Origin of the sequence: Alteromonas sp. McT4-15, from assembly GCF_020515205.1 — a bacterium.
GTDB lineage: Bacteria > Pseudomonadota > Gammaproteobacteria > Enterobacterales > Alteromonadaceae > Alteromonas.
In genome coordinates this window covers 341811-358707 of sequence record NZ_JAJALG010000001.1, presented here as the reverse complement: position 1 = coordinate 358707, position 16897 = coordinate 341811, and the positions used below count along the sequence as shown (strand labels likewise).

The 16897-nt window shown below is 45.2% G+C and carries 17 protein-coding genes; 6 read left to right on the top strand and 11 right to left on the bottom strand.

Features of this window, described 5'->3' with window-relative positions:
* Positions 1-64 precede the first annotated feature (64 nt).
* The 7 genes from hflX to LHL20_RS01540 form a co-directional block, all read right to left on the bottom strand.
* Positions 65-1354 (bottom strand): ribosome rescue GTPase HflX, encoded by a 1290-nt coding sequence (hflX, locus tag LHL20_RS01570; RefSeq protein ID WP_226431979.1) that lies wholly within the window; start codon positions 1352-1354, stop codon positions 65-67.
* A gap of 17 nt (positions 1355-1371) precedes the next feature.
* Entirely contained in the window at positions 1372-1620 is a 249-nt protein-coding gene (gene hfq, locus LHL20_RS01565) for an RNA chaperone Hfq (protein WP_014951092.1), read from the bottom strand.
* A 78-nt stretch (positions 1621-1698) separates the two neighbouring features.
* Entirely contained in the window at positions 1699-2634 is a 936-nt protein-coding gene (gene miaA, locus LHL20_RS01560; RefSeq protein ID WP_226431978.1) for a tRNA (adenosine(37)-N6)-dimethylallyltransferase MiaA, read from the bottom strand.
* Between the two features lies 1 nt (position 2635).
* Positions 2636-4399: a DNA mismatch repair endonuclease MutL gene (gene mutL / locus LHL20_RS01555; RefSeq protein ID WP_226431977.1), complete on the bottom strand. Its 1764-nt coding sequence runs from the start codon at positions 4397-4399 to the stop codon at positions 2636-2638.
* Positions 4400-4520: 121 nt separating this feature from the next.
* Positions 4521-5864, bottom strand: coding sequence for an N-acetylmuramoyl-L-alanine amidase (locus LHL20_RS01550; protein WP_226431976.1), 1344 nt, complete (start codon positions 5862-5864; stop codon positions 4521-4523).
* 63 nt (positions 5865-5927) lie between these two features.
* Positions 5928-6410: a tRNA (adenosine(37)-N6)-threonylcarbamoyltransferase complex ATPase subunit type 1 TsaE gene (gene tsaE, locus LHL20_RS01545; protein ID WP_202262743.1), complete on the bottom strand. Its 483-nt coding sequence runs from the start codon at positions 6408-6410 to the stop codon at positions 5928-5930.
* A gap of 74 nt (positions 6411-6484) precedes the next feature.
* Positions 6485-7984 carry an NAD(P)H-hydrate dehydratase gene (locus tag LHL20_RS01540; RefSeq protein ID WP_226431975.1) on the bottom strand — a complete coding sequence of 500 codons (1500 nt, stop codon included), beginning with the start codon at positions 7982-7984 and terminating at the stop codon, positions 6485-6487.
* Between the two features lie 6 nt (positions 7985-7990).
* Here LHL20_RS01540 and queG point away from each other — a divergent pair, with 6 nt between their 5' ends.
* A complete protein-coding gene (queG, locus tag LHL20_RS01535) occupies positions 7991-9133 on the top strand; it encodes a tRNA epoxyqueuosine(34) reductase QueG (protein ID WP_226431974.1) in 1143 nt (380 codons plus the stop codon).
* A 10-nt stretch (positions 9134-9143) separates the two neighbouring features.
* On the opposite strand, the gene LHL20_RS01530 is transcribed toward queG, so the two are convergent.
* The 3 genes from LHL20_RS01530 to nudC all read right to left on the bottom strand — a co-directional run bounded on the left by LHL20_RS01530 (position 9144) and on the right by nudC (position 11964).
* Positions 9144-9746: a hypothetical protein gene (locus tag LHL20_RS01530; RefSeq protein ID WP_226431973.1), complete on the bottom strand. Its 603-nt coding sequence runs from the start codon at positions 9744-9746 to the stop codon at positions 9144-9146.
* Between the two features lie 24 nt (positions 9747-9770).
* Positions 9771-10862: a uroporphyrinogen decarboxylase gene (gene hemE / locus LHL20_RS01525; RefSeq protein ID WP_202262747.1), complete on the bottom strand. Its 1092-nt coding sequence runs from the start codon at positions 10860-10862 to the stop codon at positions 9771-9773.
* Between the two features lie 268 nt (positions 10863-11130).
* Positions 11131-11964, bottom strand: a complete 834-nt coding sequence (gene nudC / locus LHL20_RS01520; RefSeq protein WP_226431972.1) for an NAD(+) diphosphatase — start codon at positions 11962-11964, stop codon at positions 11131-11133.
* Positions 11965-12175: 211 nt separating this feature from the next.
* Here nudC and rsd point away from each other — a divergent pair, with 211 nt between their 5' ends.
* From rsd to LHL20_RS01495, 5 genes are all read left to right on the top strand, one after another.
* A complete protein-coding gene (gene rsd, locus LHL20_RS01515) occupies positions 12176-12622 on the top strand; it encodes a sigma D regulator (protein WP_226431971.1) in 447 nt (148 codons plus the stop codon).
* 54 nt (positions 12623-12676) lie between these two features.
* Positions 12677-13150, top strand: coding sequence for a transcriptional repressor (locus tag LHL20_RS01510; RefSeq protein ID WP_202262750.1), 474 nt, complete (start codon positions 12677-12679; stop codon positions 13148-13150).
* Positions 13140-13604 carry a chemotaxis protein CheX gene (locus tag LHL20_RS01505; protein WP_202262751.1) on the top strand — a complete coding sequence of 155 codons (465 nt, stop codon included), beginning with the start codon at positions 13140-13142 and terminating at the stop codon, positions 13602-13604. Before LHL20_RS01510 ends, LHL20_RS01505 begins: the two co-directional genes overlap by 11 nt.
* A complete protein-coding gene (locus LHL20_RS01500) occupies positions 13594-14031 on the top strand; it encodes a secondary thiamine-phosphate synthase enzyme YjbQ (protein WP_226431970.1) in 438 nt (145 codons plus the stop codon). Before LHL20_RS01505 ends, LHL20_RS01500 begins: the two co-directional genes overlap by 11 nt.
* 102 nt (positions 14032-14133) lie before the next feature.
* Positions 14134-15330 carry an OmpA family protein gene (locus LHL20_RS01495; protein ID WP_226431969.1) on the top strand — a complete coding sequence of 399 codons (1197 nt, stop codon included), beginning with the start codon at positions 14134-14136 and terminating at the stop codon, positions 15328-15330.
* 65 nt (positions 15331-15395) lie between these two features.
* Here LHL20_RS01495 and dnaB read toward each other — a convergent pair whose 3' ends face one another.
* Positions 15396-16781 carry a replicative DNA helicase gene (gene dnaB, locus LHL20_RS01490; RefSeq protein WP_202262754.1) on the bottom strand — a complete coding sequence of 462 codons (1386 nt, stop codon included), beginning with the start codon at positions 16779-16781 and terminating at the stop codon, positions 15396-15398.
* Positions 16782-16897: the final 116 nt, after the last annotated feature.

Genomic DNA, 16897 nt, shown 5'->3' with positions numbered 1-16897 from the left:
GATACTCCATAGATTACTGTTATATTTTTTGAATTACGCAACCATAACCTAGATCTAACCTAGATTAATGTCGCACAACATACTCTGATATTCCGTTTTCCAGACGTTTTTCAAGTCTGTTCCAGTCGGCTGTAGGCATTCTGACATCAACTACCCAGTCGCCCTGACTGTCGTATTCTTCACTTGCTATACAGTTTAGCTCGTATAACACACCACGTATTCGACTTTGGGCTGGCGGAATCTTCAACGTGTAATTAACCATGCTTTTACCGAGACATTCGGTCAATGCTTGGCTCAACAACTCAGTGCCTTCTCCTGTTTGCGCAGATAGCCACACACGAACAGGCACGCCCTCGTCATTTCTTTCTATACGTGGATTAACATCGTCCAGTTTATCAATCTTATTACAGATTAGTAATTGTTGTATCTCTGAAGCGTCAATTTCTTCAAGAACATCGTTCACTTCATCCATTGTCTCGCGATATTTTGCATCTGCAATGTCGACAACATGTAGCAAAAGGTCGGCCTCTTGCGTTTCTTGAAGCGTTGCCTTAAAAGCAGCCACAAGATCATGAGGAAGATGTCGAATAAAACCTACCGTGTCAGCCAAAATGGCTGGCCCAACGTCTTTTAATTCGATTTTGCGTAATGTAGGGTCAAGAGTTGCAAACAACTGATCAGCTGCATAAACGTGAGAATCGGTAATGGTGTTAAACAACGTTGATTTACCCGCGTTCGTATAGCCAACTAAGGATACCGTAGGAATTTCAGCACGCTTACGCGAACGACGACCTTGTTCGCGCTGCTTCTGTACCTTCTCCAAACGACGAAGAATGGCTTTGATACGCCCTCGAAGTAATCGACGGTCTGTTTCTAGCTGCGTTTCACCAGGACCACGAAGACCAATACCCCCTTTTTGACGCTCAAGGTGGGTCCATCCTCTGATGAGACGCGTTGAGATATGCCTCAACTGAGCCAGTTCGACTTGAAGCTTACCCTCATGCGTTCTCGCTCGCTGAGCGAAAATGTCTAAGATAAGCCCCGTGCGATCTAACACTCGGCATTTACACACGGCTTCTAGATTACGCTCCTGCGAAGGAGAGAGCGCGTGGTTAAAAATAACAACATTGGCATCGTGTGCCTTTACAGCAGCTGCTATTTCCTCTGCCTTACCTGAACCAACAAAGAACTTGGCATGTGGTGCACTGCGTGACGTAGTAATCACTTCAACCGCATCAACCCCAGCAGAAGACACAAGAAGTTCAAGCTCACTTAAGTCTTCTTTACTGTTCTCGTCGGAAAAATTTACATGAACAAGTACAGCCTGTTCACCGGCTTCATAACGGTCAAACAAGCGCGTTACCTTTTAATTTATTCACCTTTAGTATTTTCAGAATCTCCTGCACTTGGCATGGTAATAGCGCGCGCTGGTACCACTGTAGAAATTGCATGCTTGTACACCATTTGGCTTACCGTGTTCTTCAGTAGAATGACGAATTGGTCGAAAGACTCAACTTGTCCCTGAAGTTTAATACCGTTTACCAGATAAATTGATACTGGAATACGTTCCTTACGCAAAGCGTTTAAGAATGGGTCTTGTAAAGATTGCCCTTTAGCCATTTGATATCCTTAGTTTTTATTATTCGCGGCGGCCCTTACACCACCACTGCACGTCTAATGTATACCACACTCCAACATTTAAAGTGTGACTTTCGCTGTAATTTTAGTCAAATTATCGTTAGCAAATGTGTCTAGCCAAGTAACGTTCTCCCAGCCCCTTAACCACGTGAGCTGACGTTTCGCGAGTTGGCGGGTTGCAATAATGCCGCGTTCACGCATCTCTGCATACGACAACTCTCCGTCTAAGTACTGCCACATTTGTCTATAACCCACAGAACGTATAGAAGGTAAATCTTGGTGAAGATCACTCCGTTCGTAGAGTTTTTGTACTTCTTGCTCAAACCCTTGCTTCAACATAATGTCGAAGCGCTCAGCAATACGCTTATGCAATACGGCTCTGTCTTGCGGTGCAATTGCAAATTGAGCGATATTATACGGGCATCTTTCACCTTGCTGCTGTTGCCAGTCGGTCAAGGTCTTACCCGTAGAGCGGAACACCTCAAGCGCTCGGGTAATACGCTGTGGATCATTAGGGTGAATTCTCTCACCACTAACGGGGTCAACACGACACAATTCGTCATGTAATTTGTCCCATCCCTCGCGTAATGCCTGCTCGTTGATTGCTTCTCGCAATGCCTCATCCGACTTAGGTAGTGGCGAAATTCCATTTATCAAGGCATTAAAGTACATCATTGTGCCACCCGCCAAGATTGGTTGCCTTCCTCTTTCGAAGATTTCACCAATTAACTTATTGGTATCGTTGACAAATTGCGACACAGAGTAACTCTCTGCAGGATCGATTATATCGATCAAATGATGTACAACTCCAGCTTGTTCCTCGACTGTCGGCTTCGCAGTACCGATATCCATACCTTTATAAACAAGGGCCGAATCGACACTAATAATCTCACTGTCTACCTGCTTAGCAATATCTAGTGCCAGACCTGTTTTACCCGATGCGGTAGGGCCCATAATTGCTATCACAGGCGATGCAGAATTTATGCCACTAGACATATTATTCTCCCCATACATCAAGCACTTCACTAATGGGGCGAACTTTAGCAAATTGCGATATATATTCCCATTGTTTCGCTTCGCTTTGCTGCTCCAACCAGTACCACACTTGAATTGCAGTCTCGTCATCAATGTCATGTGCTGGTAAGGAAATCAGCGAAGAAATCTGAGCGTGAGCTGTCTCAACACTATTCACATCTAAAGACAACATATGGCTAAACCACTTAATCCACGGTAAGTGACGTGTGCCAGCGGGCACTTGTTGAAGACGAAGCTTGCCAGCCACCTTATTGATATCAAAATGCAGTGCTTTCAATAGGGCTAAGTTTTCTTCTTTTACACCATCATATTCCAACGCAACTGGCATTAGCAGCGGTTGTCCATGCTGTGCTTTTAAAAATAGTTCGCTCAACCAGATACTTGCAAGTTTTTCCACACCAATTAGGAAAAGTTTGTCTTCTTGTGAGTACAAACGTAATGTCGGCGTGAGGTTGATACACTCAATAGCGTCCAATTTCCCCGTGCTTTGGGACAAAATGTCGCTTTTTGGCGTCATTAATGCTGAATAATTCGTTTGGTAAGCCGCAGTAGGCCCTTTGGCGCTAGAAATAGGACGACTCGAACCTATACGCGCATTTGCCCCTTGAGATGACGTGCCTGACGACTGTGTTTTAAGAGGTCTTATGTAGTCGTGAGCCACATCTCCTGCCAATACACCTTGTGTTGGTCTACTTGTCTGATGTAAATCGTCAGTTAACGGTAAATCATCGGTAAGCGCGTGAAGCGCCTCACTGACCGTTTTGCAAATAAAGTCATGAACAAGCCTGCCCTGCTGGAATCGCACTTCATGCTTTGCGGGATGCACATTCACGTCCACATCTCTTGGACTCAACGACAAATACACAACAAAACTAGGCTGTTCTATAACCCCCCAAACACTCTCATAGGCTTGACGGATGGCGTGCATAATCAGCTTATCGCGCATACCTCGACCGTTAACGAAGCTAAATTGGCAATCGTTACTGCTGCGCAGCATAGTTTCATTACCCAGCCAAGCATCAATACTAATACCTTCATATTGCGTGTTAATATGCACGGCATTCTGTATAAACTTTTGCCCAACAACCGCGCCAATTCGCGTGGCTAGGCTTCCCGCTTTGTCAGCGATGTAGCGCTTAATCACCTTATCGTTGTGCTTTAGAATAAATGAAACACTCGGATAACTCAGTGCAATACGCTTAATAACCTCTTCAATATGCTGAAACTCGGTTTTTTCAGTGCGTAAGAACTTTCTTCTTGCTGGCGTGTTATAGAAGAGATCGGCAACATCAATTGTTGTGCCTACGGGATGCGCCGCTGGTTGCACATTCACTGCCATATCGCGGCCTTCACAATACGCTTGCCAAGCTTCTGTTTGCGCTTGCGTGCGCGACGTTAAGGTAAGACGGCTAACCGAACTAATACTGGCCAACGCTTCGCCGCGAAAACCCAGTGACAATATTTGCTCTAAGTCATCAAGGGTAGTGATCTTGCTTGTTGCATGGCGGCTTAGCGCCAATTGCAACTCGTCTTTGACTATACCAGAGCCGTTATCTTTAATGCGTATTCGTTTGTGCCCTCCTTTTTCGATGTCCACTTCAATTTTTGTTGCACCAGCATCTAAGCTGTTTTCTAAGAGTTCTTTCACAACAGATGCAGGACGCTCTACCACCTCTCCGGCGGCAATTTGGTTGGCAAGTTGCGGAGATAAAAGCTGTATAGGCAATGGCTTACCCTAAAATATGATTTAATTGATACAACGCAATCGCGCCGTCTTGCACGCAATGCACTGAAACGAACACGAACTTTGGTAAAACGAAGATGACTTTGACCGAAATAAAAACGCGTTAGGTTCTAGGAATAGTCAACACCTGACCCACCCTAACCACATCGCTATTTAGGTCGTTCGCCGCTTTGATACTGCTCACTTTAACGTTATAGCGCTGTGCTAGCAGTGAAAGTGACTCACCACTACGTACTTTATGCGTTCTGTTATTCGCTTTCTCTTGCGCCCACAGTGTACCATCTGGAGGCGTTTGCTTAAAATATTGCTTCGTTGCGGTAAACACCGCTTTGGCCAAGCGCTCTCTATACTTTGACCAGTTGAGGTTTTTCTCTTCCTGAGGATTAGAAATAAAGCCTAACTCAACCAAGATAGATGGAATATCCGGCGCAGTCAGCACGGCAAAACTGGCTGCCTGAGGTTTTCTTTTATGAAGACTTGTCACCTTCTTTAGCTCATCAACCACCTTGTTTCCTAAATCATGACTGCTCGCCATGCTGTGATCCATGGACAGTCCTAGAATGGTCTCTGTGAGATAGCGCTCGCTTGATTTATCATTGATAACTTCAGCAGCGCCACCTAATAATTCAGCATGTCGTTCTGACTTTTCTAGCCAGCGACCAAGCTCAGTGTCAGCTCTTCTCATAGATAACACCCAAACGGAGCCACCTCGCGGCTCTGGCTGACTAAAGGCGTCTGCGTGAATTGAAATTAGCAAGTCGGCTTTTTTCTCTCGCGCAATTTCAGGTCGTCTATTGGGTGAAATATACGAATCGTTGCTACGCGTCATAATCGCTTTCATGCCAGGCTCTGCGTTAATCATTGCCTGCAGCTTTTTGGCCACACTTAACGTAATGTGTTTTTCAAACGTACCTGCCGGTCCTATTGAACCTGGGTCTCTACCACCGTGCCCCGCATCAATCGCAACGATGATATCGCTATCCCGAGGACTCGTTTTATCATCAATCACTACTGATGGAGCTGATGCTGTCAATACGGCAGAGCGACCAGGCTCACTGTCGGCCAAATCAATTACAAGACGGTGACCAAAAGCGCCTGCCGGTGTAATAGCGAAAAGAGAAGGCGTCGCTTGGCGATTAAGCTCAATAACCACACGTGCCGCACTTTTATTTTTTGGTGTGGAATAACGAAGACGTTTGATGAGGTCGCCGCCGTTATCAACATTTGACAGTGAAAAGTTATTATTGGTGTTAGGTAAATCGATGACTAATCGTTGAGGATTTTTAAGCGTGAAATACGTGAATTCCGGTGCATACTTCATATCAAACACAACGCGTGTGGTGTCGGATGATGGTGATACTCTTACACTATCAATGGTATTCTGGGCCGCATGTGCCATTTGCACAAAAACCCACAAAAGCATTACCGAAAATATACTACGCACCATATTATGCCTTCACGCTCTTTTGCTTTTCGCTTTTCTTATTATGTGATTTTCAACACTTACCCGCTACACACGCTTGCATTGCTGTAACAATTTTGCGCCATGTGCACTTTTAGCTTCGATAGTGAACTGCCTACCAGACGGTGTAATATTTATACTAATCACTAAGTCAGGGGATGCCAAGTATTCCCCACCTTTTTCTGACCACTCTACTAAAGCTATCGCACCACTTGTGAAGTAGTCACGGATCCCCATGAACTCAAGTTCTTCAGGGTCGGCCAATCGGTATAAATCAAAATGATAAATATTGACGCTTTCTAGCTCATAAGGTTCAACCAGTGTATAGGTTGGACTTTTAACGCTACCTGAATGGCCGAGTGATTGAATAAAATAACGACTGAATGTGGTTTTGCCCGCCCCTAAATCGCCATTCAAAAAAATAACAGCATCGGTTGGAAGTTGACTGGAAACAGCTTGCGCAAGGTCTTTGGCAAGCTGCGCAGTATCATCTACTTCGTTAGCGAAAAAAGAGGTTTGCGGGTATGACATCGACAATATTCCACAGTGTTAAAAATCCGAAAAACACAGTAAATGCCACCCCTTTTGAGGGAATATCACGAAAGTTAGTGATTAATCAGTGCACGTACTGCGTCAAATAAATCGCTCGCTATCATACCACGTTGCCCATAAAGTTGGGCAATATCGTCACCTGCCTTTGCATGTAGCACTACACCATATTTAGCAGCAATATCGGTTTCGACGCCTTGTGCCAGTAAAGCACCTAATATACCACTGAGTACATCGCCACTACCCGCTGTAGCCATGCCCGGATTGCCATGGCGGCATACCCATGTCTTCTTTTCGTTGTCGATTAACGTTCCAGCCCCTTTTAGTACGCAAACCGCGTGGTAGCGCTGAGAGCATTGCCTAGCGTAATTAAAGCGGTCACCTTCTACATCATCGACTGAAACGCCAAGTAGACGGGCCGCCTCGCCTGCATGTGGTGTAAGAATGCTGTCTGCTATGGTGTAAGCCGTTGACTGCTTGCACAATATATTCAAAGCATCGGCATCAATAACCACAGGCTTGTTATGGGTTTGACAATGCTTAAGCGTCATTTCGAATGTAGCGTTAGCCCAGTCGTCTTGACCAAGTCCAGGGCCTATTACAACACAACTTGCCCATTCAAGCGCATCAGTTAGGTGTGAGTCTGTTACCATAAGTTCAGGACGCCCTGCACTCACTTGCACAACCGAAGACTCATGGGTATACACGCGTACCATGCCAGCTCCACTGCGAAGTGCAGCTTCTCCCGCTAAGCGAATAGCTCCCGCCGTACCTCTATTACCACCAATGCACAGAAGCCTGCCGTAAGTGCCTTTATGGCTATTGATTTCGCGAGGCCCCATGCCTTTAAAGTGATCAATGTTAAGCATCGTTGCACTGGCTTTTGCGAGCGATTGGAACGCCTTACCTATTCCCAAATCAGCATAAACAAGCTTGCCACAAGATTGTTTACCTGCTCCGGTTACAAGACCTGGCTTAATACCAACAAAAGTGACTGTGATATCAGCTTGGACACAGCGCCCTAGGCTCTGCCCTGTATTTGCATCTAGTCCTGATGGAACATCGACACTCACCACGGGGGTCGACGAGGCATTCAGGGCATCAATAATATCGGCGAACTCGTTGCGGATATAACTGTTGATACCCGTTCCCAACAGTGCATCGATAACCACATCCGCCTTTTCAAGTATTTGTGATTCAAAAGCGCTAATCTTTCCGCCTGCATCACACCAACGCTGCTGAGCTTTGCCAGCATCACCTTCTAGAATTCGTTGTGGCTCGACTGCGCACAAATGTACCTGCTTACCCGCTAATTTGGCATTCATTGCCGCTATGTAGCCGTCTCCCGCATTATTGCCCTGACCGACCAGTACCAAGTAAACATCAGAATTAGGCATCAGCTCTTGGCATTGTTTAAAAACAACATCGCCAGCGCGCTGCATTAGTGTAAACATATCGCAGTTAGAATCTGCGGCAGCTTGGGCTTCGTTTTCACGAACCTGATCGGCTCTAAATAGTTTGTATGATAAACTTGACGTGAGTTGAGTATCTAGCATGAGCAAATGTCCGCAATTAATTCCATCGACCTCGTTGAATTAACAAACAATATCAAGGCTTGGGGTGTAGCGCTAGGCTTTCAGCAAGTTGGTATCAGTGATATTGATCTGCATCAGCACGAGGCCCATTTACAAGCGTGGTTAGACGCAGGCTATCACGGTGACATGGCATTCATGGAAAGTCATGGAATGAAACGCGCGCGACCTGACGAACTCGTTCCTGGAACCTTACGCGTAATCAGCGTAAGAATGAATTACCTTCCGCCTGATGCCTCTTTCGCCAAGCATTTGAATAGTCCTGACATCGGCTACATCAGCCGCTATGCGCTTGGTCGCGACTACCATAAAGTGCTACGCAAAAGGCTCAAGCAACTGGGCGAAAAAATCACCAACGCATTATCTGATACTCAGTATAGGCCTTTTGTAGACTCAGCCCCCGTCCTTGAGCATGCTATTGCTGAAAAAGCAGGCATCGGCTGGACAGGAAAGCACAGCCTGACACTTAACAAAGATGCAGGCTCTTGGTTCTTTTTAGGGGAGCTTTTCATCAACTTGCCGCTGCCCGTAGATACCCCTGTTGAAGAAAATTGTGGTACGTGCACGGCCTGCTTAACAATCTGCCCTACCAACGCGATTGTTGCGCCTTATAAAGTAGACGCTAGGCGCTGCATTTCCTATTTGACGATAGAGTCAGATAGCGACATTCCCGAAGCACTCAGGCCGAGTATGGGTAATAGGATTTATGGGTGTGACGATTGCCAATTAATTTGTCCGTGGAACCGTTTTAGCGATATTACCACCGAAGAAGATTTCCACCCTCGCCAAGTTCTTCATGGAAAGTCCTTAAATACGCTATTTAGTTGGTCAGAAGAAACGTTTTTGGCTAATACAGAAGGCTCACCTATCAGACGCATAGGCTACGAAAAATGGCAACGAAATATCGCGGTAGCGCTAGGTAATGCCCCTTTTAATGAAATGAGCATACAACTTTTAACACAACGTCGGGGTATGGTAAGTGATTTAGTAGACCGGCATATTGACTGGGCGCTCGCACAGCAACAAGCAAAAGCCAGTAGCGAGACAGATGCGACCCGTCAGCAAAAACGTTTAATAAGAGCGATTGAAAAGGGGTTACCTCGGGACGCTTAAAACCCAGTAGCTAACCTGCTGTCACAGTTGGCTGGGAATGTGCAATCACTTTATCTTCGCTTGCCTGTTTAGCTGAAAACGTCAAATTCACCTTCACGCCACGTTGAGCCAACTGAGTTTTGAGTACAGGAGAAGTAAATTGCCACCAAGGTTCAGCTTGTAAGGCGTTAACGAGTTCAGATAGCTCCTTTTCACTCTTATTGTAGCTGCCAACCACTTCGCACAGACCCGATAAGCATTCGATCTTTTCCAGCACCACATCTTCGCTGTGAGGATGATTGGCGAAGAAGTGCGTTAACGAGGTTTCAATATCTGAATCTAACAATATTTCAATAGCAGACGCTTCAGCATTTGCGCTCAATTGAGGGCCTGACAAATGCAAAGGCTCATCACTCAATCCGGTAGACTTACTGTCTGCTGAGTTTGCAAGTAATTTAGGCGCTGCTTTGATGACCTTGAGATCACTGGTATCGGTGGCGCGAGAGCGTTCTAGCACCGAAGTTAGACGCTCTTTTTCTGCTTTAGACTCACTAAGTTGATGCTGATAGCTAGAAAATTTATATCCCGCTACCCCAATAAAGGCCACCAACAATAGTAAAAACCACCGCTTCATCCAGTTTCCTTGTTGCCTTAGTACTTATTTGTGGTACTGCTGGCTTAATTTGTGAACTGCATTGACAAATACACCGGCGTTTTCTGGCGGAACGTCAAGGTGGATACCGTGTCCTAAGTTGAAGACATGCCCAGTACCTTCTCCATAACCCGCTAAGATAGAGCCTACTTCTTCTTCAATTCGAGCTGCAGGTGCGTAAAGCATTGACGGGTCCATATTGCCCTGCAACGCCACTTTATCGCCAATACGTGCGCGGGCTTCTTTAATATCGATTGTCCAGTCAAGGCCAACCGCGTCACAACCTGTTGCAGCAATAGATTCAAGCCACATTCCACCGTTTTTGGTAAACAAGGTTACTGGCACTTTACGCCCTTCGCTTTCGCGTGTAAGACCATTTACAATGCGTTCCATGTATTGCAAAGAAAATTCTTTGTAGTCACGCGGTGATAGCACACCACCCCACGTGTCAAATACCATTACAGACTGTGCGCCAGCTGCAATTTGCGCGTTAAGGTATTCAGTAACTGAGTCAGCAAGTTTTGCAAGAAGCGCATGAAGGGTTGCTGGCTCCGCAAAAGCCATTTTCTTGATTTTGGTAAACGCTTTGCTTGAACCGCCTTCAACCATATAGGTCGCCAACGTCCACGGACTACCAGAAAAACCGATTAGCGGTACTTCACCTTTTAATTCTCGACGAATAGTGCGAACAGCATTCATTACATATTGCAATTCACCCTCTGGATCGGGCAAACCAATTTTATCTACGTCTGCTTTACACGTAATCGGGTTTTTAAAACGAGGACCTTCGCCAGTTTCAAAATATAACCCTAGCCCCATAGCATCAGGGATTGTAAGAATATCTGAAAACAAAATGGCGGCATCAAGGGGATAACGGCGCAGTGGTTGCAGTGTCACTTCGCAAGCTAATTCAGCATTTTTGCATAAAGACATAAAGTCACCTGCAACTGCGCGTGTCGCTTTATACTCTGGCAAGTAACGTCCAGCCTGTCGCATCATCCATACGGGTGTCATGTCAACCGGCTGTTTAAGTAACGCACGTAAATAACGATCGTTCTTCAACGCGGGTTTATCAACACTGGGAATATTTTGCGACATATAGCTCACCTAAATAACTGTAGATAGAATAGACAAAAGGCAATAGCAGCCTGAACGCGGGAGTATACCAGTATTATTAACGGCGTGTGCTAAAACCTAATGGAAAAATTTGACTTGCGACATACTGTCGACAAATAAAGACGAATAATACTTGAATTTGTAACTTGCACTTAAAGTGAGTGTTTGCTATTACTATACACGTTAACTAAAAAGAAGCCCTACACGGGACCGTGCTAATCTTATTGAAACCCTGCTTCAGCAGGGTTTTTTATTTGTTGCCAATTAGCGACACCGTTTCTGCAATGAGTTGGCCTGCAATCGACACTTTAGGTGGGATATTTGGCAACCTGTCAATATCAAACCACTGTGCGTCGTCTATTTCATTTTCCTGACAGCGGATCTCTCCCCCTGCATATTCAGCAATAAAGCCAACCATGAGTGAATGGGGAAACGGCCAAGGCTGACTGTTAAAGTAACGCAAGTTTTTTACCTTTACGCCAACTTCTTCAAGAATCTCTCGATGGACTGCTTCTTCAAGGCTCTCGCCACTTTCGACAAATCCCGCTAGTGTTGAATACATATTGGCTTCTTTATGGCGTACGCCTTTTGCCAATAAGATTTGTTCGTTATTGTGGATAGATACAATCACACAAGGCGACACGCGTGGGTAGCTGCGGTGCTGACAACGGTGACAGTGCATTGCCATTTCCCAATCTACACGTTCTGCTTTCGCGCCACATTGACCACAAAATTGATGAGTACGTAGGAAATGCGTGTACTGCCAAGCCCTTCCAATGACTGAAAAAGCAATATCCTGTGCACTAACCAGCAACTGCCTTAGGGAAACACGCTCCCACTCTGCAGCCTCTAGATGCTCAGCCCCCATATCGACTACAAAAACAGGTAACTCCTGATGCGCACTCTCGTTCAACGGGGGAAGCTGATGAATATCATCAATGTAAGACGACAAAAATGGTAGTTCCGTCAAGTGGGCTACAGGGAGCATTTGTGACTTTGCATCCACCACTAACTTTCCACGGCTGAAAACCACCCACATTGCTTTTTGCGTTTTTAAACGGCTTTCATCCTGTCGTATCATCATTGTCGTTACCTCACATCTAATTTCATCACGATAACATATAATTAGCGCCCATTAATCTATGTATTGAGCAAAAGAATTGCCATACTCTTACATGTCTCAAAATTGAGACAGTAGTTGGCGTGATAGTGAGGATATTGTGCGCAAAATTTGTGTCGCTATGGCACAGTGTTATACTGACTAAGAATATCGCTAGGCAGGTAGCAAAATTATCATGTTGCAGCAATTGGAAAGCGTTAAATCGAAATGGGGCGGAAAGAGCCACGTTATAGATAAATGGTTGCTTGAAAGGCAGGCGTTGTTAGTGTCGTATTGCAGTTTAGCGGGCATTAATCAACAAACCGAATGCCTACCTGATGCGGATGAAATTTCGGTTTTTTGTAGTGCGCTTTTGGACTATTTGTCTGCTGGACACTTTGAAATATTCGAATTACTTGTCGAAAACGACAAAAAAGGGCAGCAATTAAAAGAAGATCTTTACCCTCAATTGACAAAAACTACTGACGCCGCGCTGTCGTTTAATGATAAATTTGCAGAAGCATTTAGCGCAGAACAAGCATCGGGTTTTGATGTTGCACTTGCAACGCTTGGGGAAACACTCGAAGAGCGGTTCGCCCTTGAAGATGAACTAATTGCTCACGTACACACGCACAAAGCGTGATCCATACATGGCGCTTTATTATAACAATGAAAGTCGAGTTTACGGTTTCAATTCATGAATAAAACCACACTTATCCACAAAGCCCGCGCATATTGCGAACAGCGCGGTGCACGATTCACTCCGCTTCGAGAGAAAGTGTACGAAATTCTCGTTTCAAAGCACGGCCCGATGGGCGCTTATGAGCTTCTCGACTCACTGAAAGAAACAGAATCTAGCGCTAAACCCGCTACCGTATATCGCGCATTAGATTTTTTGCTCGACTTTGGCTTTATTCATCGATTGGAATCTACAAACGCATTCGTTGCATGTTACCACTTTGGGTGTAATCACCCAGTGCAATTTCTGATCTGTGATAGCTGCGGCGATGTGGCAGAAATTCAATCTGAAGGTCTTCAAGAGACCCTGGAAAACCAAGCTCAACAGCATGGTTTTCGAGTATCAAAACAAACAATAGAAGCACACGGCCTATGCGCTGATTGCCAAAAAACGGAAGACTCATCTCTTAAGGAGAATGTACATGAATGCTGATTTTGTGAACCCGTTCATTTCTGGTTTACTGAATGTAATGGAAACCATGGCGCAAACTAAACTGACGCCTGGTAAACCCAAGCGTAAGCAAAGTGACGTTGCCAAAGGTGACGTATCAGGTCTTATCGGTATGGTTGGTCCCAACGTTCGAGGCTCAATGTCTATTACATTTGATGAAGCGCTAGCCTTAACTATCATGGAACGCATGGTAGGGGAACGCCCAGAAAAGTTAGACGCTGAAGTAGGCGATATGGTTGGTGAGGTTACCAACATGATTTGCGGCAACGCAAAGCGCGATCTCGCAGAGCGAGGCTATGAATTCGGTATGGCTACGCCAATCGTAGTATCAGGCAAGCAGCACACCATAAGTCATCAGGTTGACGGAGCAAAAATCATTTTGCCATTTATGTGCGATGAAGGCTTAGCGCATTTGGAAATCTGCTTTGACAAATAATTTCTGGCAGTCTGAAAAAATTACACTGCCCAGTTACCCCCGAGGATTTCACCTTATAACTGACGATGTTATTGCCGCACTTCCATATATTAGAGACGTGGAAGTGGGCTTGCTCCACTTATGGCTTCAACACACAAGTGCGAGCTTAACCATTAATGAAAATGCAGATCCTACTGTTCGCCAAGATATGGAAGCCTTTTTTAATTACAGCGTCAAAGAGGAGCTTTCCCTTTATACCCATACATATGAAGGAAAAGATGATATGCCAGCGCATATAAAATCAAGTATACTAGGGTGCCAAATTACCATACCCGTTCAGCAAGGCAGACTTGCGCTGGGCACATGGCAGGGTATCATGCTCGGTGAACACCGAGATCATGGTGGTAGACGAACAATTGTAGCCACATTACAAGGGATTGCATCATAGCCCATATTATAAATGGCACAATTTGTGCTTGTTAATTTATCCAAGCACAAACTATAAAATTATCAAAATCGATAATCACTCAACGTTAAACAGGATGTGACTATGAAACAACAATTCAAAATGGCAGCGCTATCGTTAGCGGTAATGGCCTCAACTAATGCCTTTGCACAGGACTCATCAGAACCAGCATATCAAAGCTGGGGCGGTATTTCAGGTATGTATTATAATACTGACGAATCACGTCCACTTGAGCTAACACAAGGCGGTACTATTGATAATGGTCAAGGTATCACTTTGGAATACGGCTTCCGCTTTACGCAAAGCTGGGCTGCGCGTGTTGAATTTACTGCACTAGACTTAGACTACTCTGCCGCAGGCGACGAAAGTGGTGAAATGACTGGCGTTGACGCTATGTACTTCCTACCAGACGACATGTGGTACCTATTTGGTGGTGTTAAGCGCCAGGCTGTTCTTGAATCGACCACTCTGGGTAATTTAGGTATTGGTAAACACTGGAACATCCACGAAAATGTAAAACTAATTACAGAAGTAGCGGCGTATCATGATTTCGGTGAAGACTACAACGATTACAGCGTAAAAGTTGGTCTAGCGATCCCTTTCGGTCAGCGAACTCCATCTGCGCCTAAAGACAGCGACAACGATGGCGTAATGGATAATAAAGACCAGTGCCCAATGACACCAGCAGGTGTTCGTGTTGACGCTACAGGTTGCTCGGTAGATAACGACAATGACGGCGTACTAAACAACGTTGATCAGTGTCCTAACACGCCAGCAGGCACACAAGTAGACGCAACAGGTTGCGCACTTAAAGATGCAGACAACGACGGCGTAGTAGACAGCAAAGACATGTGCCCTGACACACCAGCTGGCGTTAAAGTTGATGCGAAAGGTTGTACTTTGTTTGACGAAGAAACCGTAGAAATTACACTACGCGTTCTATTCGACAACGAAAGTGCGGTTGTTAAAATGCCTAAAGATCCAGAAATTTCTGAATTTGCACAATTCATGAAAGAATATCCGTCTACTACTGCGGTAATCGAAGGTCACACTTCTGCACCAGGTGCTGAAGCATACAACATGGACCTTTCAGAGCGTCGCGCGGCTAGCTTCAAAGAAGTAATGGTAGACATGTACGGTATCGATTCATCTCGTCTTGAAACAGTAGGTTACGGTGAGTCACAACTACTAGACACAGCGAACAACGCAGAAGCGCACCGTGTTAACCGTCGTATCTCAGTGACGGTTAAAGGTACAGTTAAAGTTGCTGAAGAAAAATAAGTCAGTAACTAAACAATAAGAAAAGGCGCCGCTCTTTACAGACGGCGCCTTTTTTGTTTGTGATGCTAGTACTCATCGGCAATTGCAGGTCCAGCGTAATTATCGAAACGTGAGAACTGCCCTTGGAAGGTTAAACGACATGTGCCGATTGGGCCGTTACGCTGCTTACCAATAATAATTTCAGCTATACCTTTATACTCACTGTTTTCGTGATACACCTCATCACGATAAATGAACATAATAAGGTCGGCATCCTGCTCGATTGATCCTGATTCACGGAGGTCAGAGTTAACTGGGCGTTTATCTGCTCTTTGCTCTAGCGTACGGTTTAGCTGTGACAATGCGACCACAGGAACTTCTAACTCCTTTGCCAGCGCCTTAAGTGAGCGTGATATTTCCGCGATTTCCAAAGTACGGTTATCGCTAAGTGAAGGCACACGCATTAGCTGAAGGTAATCCACCATAATAAGGCTGATACCACCGCGTTCACGAGCCAACTTTCTCGCTCTAGAGCGCACATCCATTGGTGTTAGACCCGACGAATCATCCACGAATAAACAATCTTTATCTTTAAGCATTGCCATAGTGTTAGAAATTCGCGCCCAGTCTTCATCATCAAGCTGAGCAGTACGGATTTTTGTTTGGTCAACGCGACTTAGTGACGCAAGCATACGCATCATGATTTGCTCTGAAGGCATCTCAAGGCTGAACACTAACACTGGCTTGTCTTCTGCCATCATGGCATTTTCGACCAAGTTCATCGCGAATGTGGTTTTACCCATTGATGGACGTGCCGCCACAATAATCAAATCAGAGGGCTGAAGACCACTGGTCATCTTGTCCAAATCGGTAAACCCAGTGGTAACACCGGTTACCTCTTTGTTGGTTTTGACCAACTCTTCAAGGCGGTCAATAGTTTTACTTAAAATGGACTCTACGCCGCGAGGACCTTCATTTTCGCCGGTTCGACGCTCGGCAATCTCGAACACTTTGCTTTCGGCAAGGTCTAGAATATCTGCACTATCTCTACCTTCAGGGTTATAGCCCACTTCGGCAATTTCATGAGCCACCCCAATAAGTTCACGAGTGATCGCACGCTCACTAATAATTTGTGCATAAGAAACTACGTTAGCTGAGCTCGGCGTATTCTTTGCGAGCTCGCCTAGGTAAGCAAAACCACCTGCATCATCGAGCTCATCGTGCTTTTCTAACTCTTCTGAGACCGTAATAAGGTCGATAGGATTACTGGCATTAAGTAAACGAGTAATCGCGCGGAAAATTATTTGGTGGGAGCGATTATAGAAGTCAGTGTCGGTAACGAGTTCTGCCACTTTGTCCCAACTATCTGGATCGATAAGCATGCTACCTAAAACAGACTGCTCAGCCTCAATACTATGAGGAGGAACCTTCAATTTCTCTACATTCTTATCGCTTTTAGGAGCAGACGCCACAAAACAACCCTTTACCAATCTTCAAAAGTCAGTTGGTTATTATGCGCTTTTAACGCTTAACCCTCAACAAACGAACCACCAGAATTATGCTAAAAGCATAAATTCTGACTTGATAT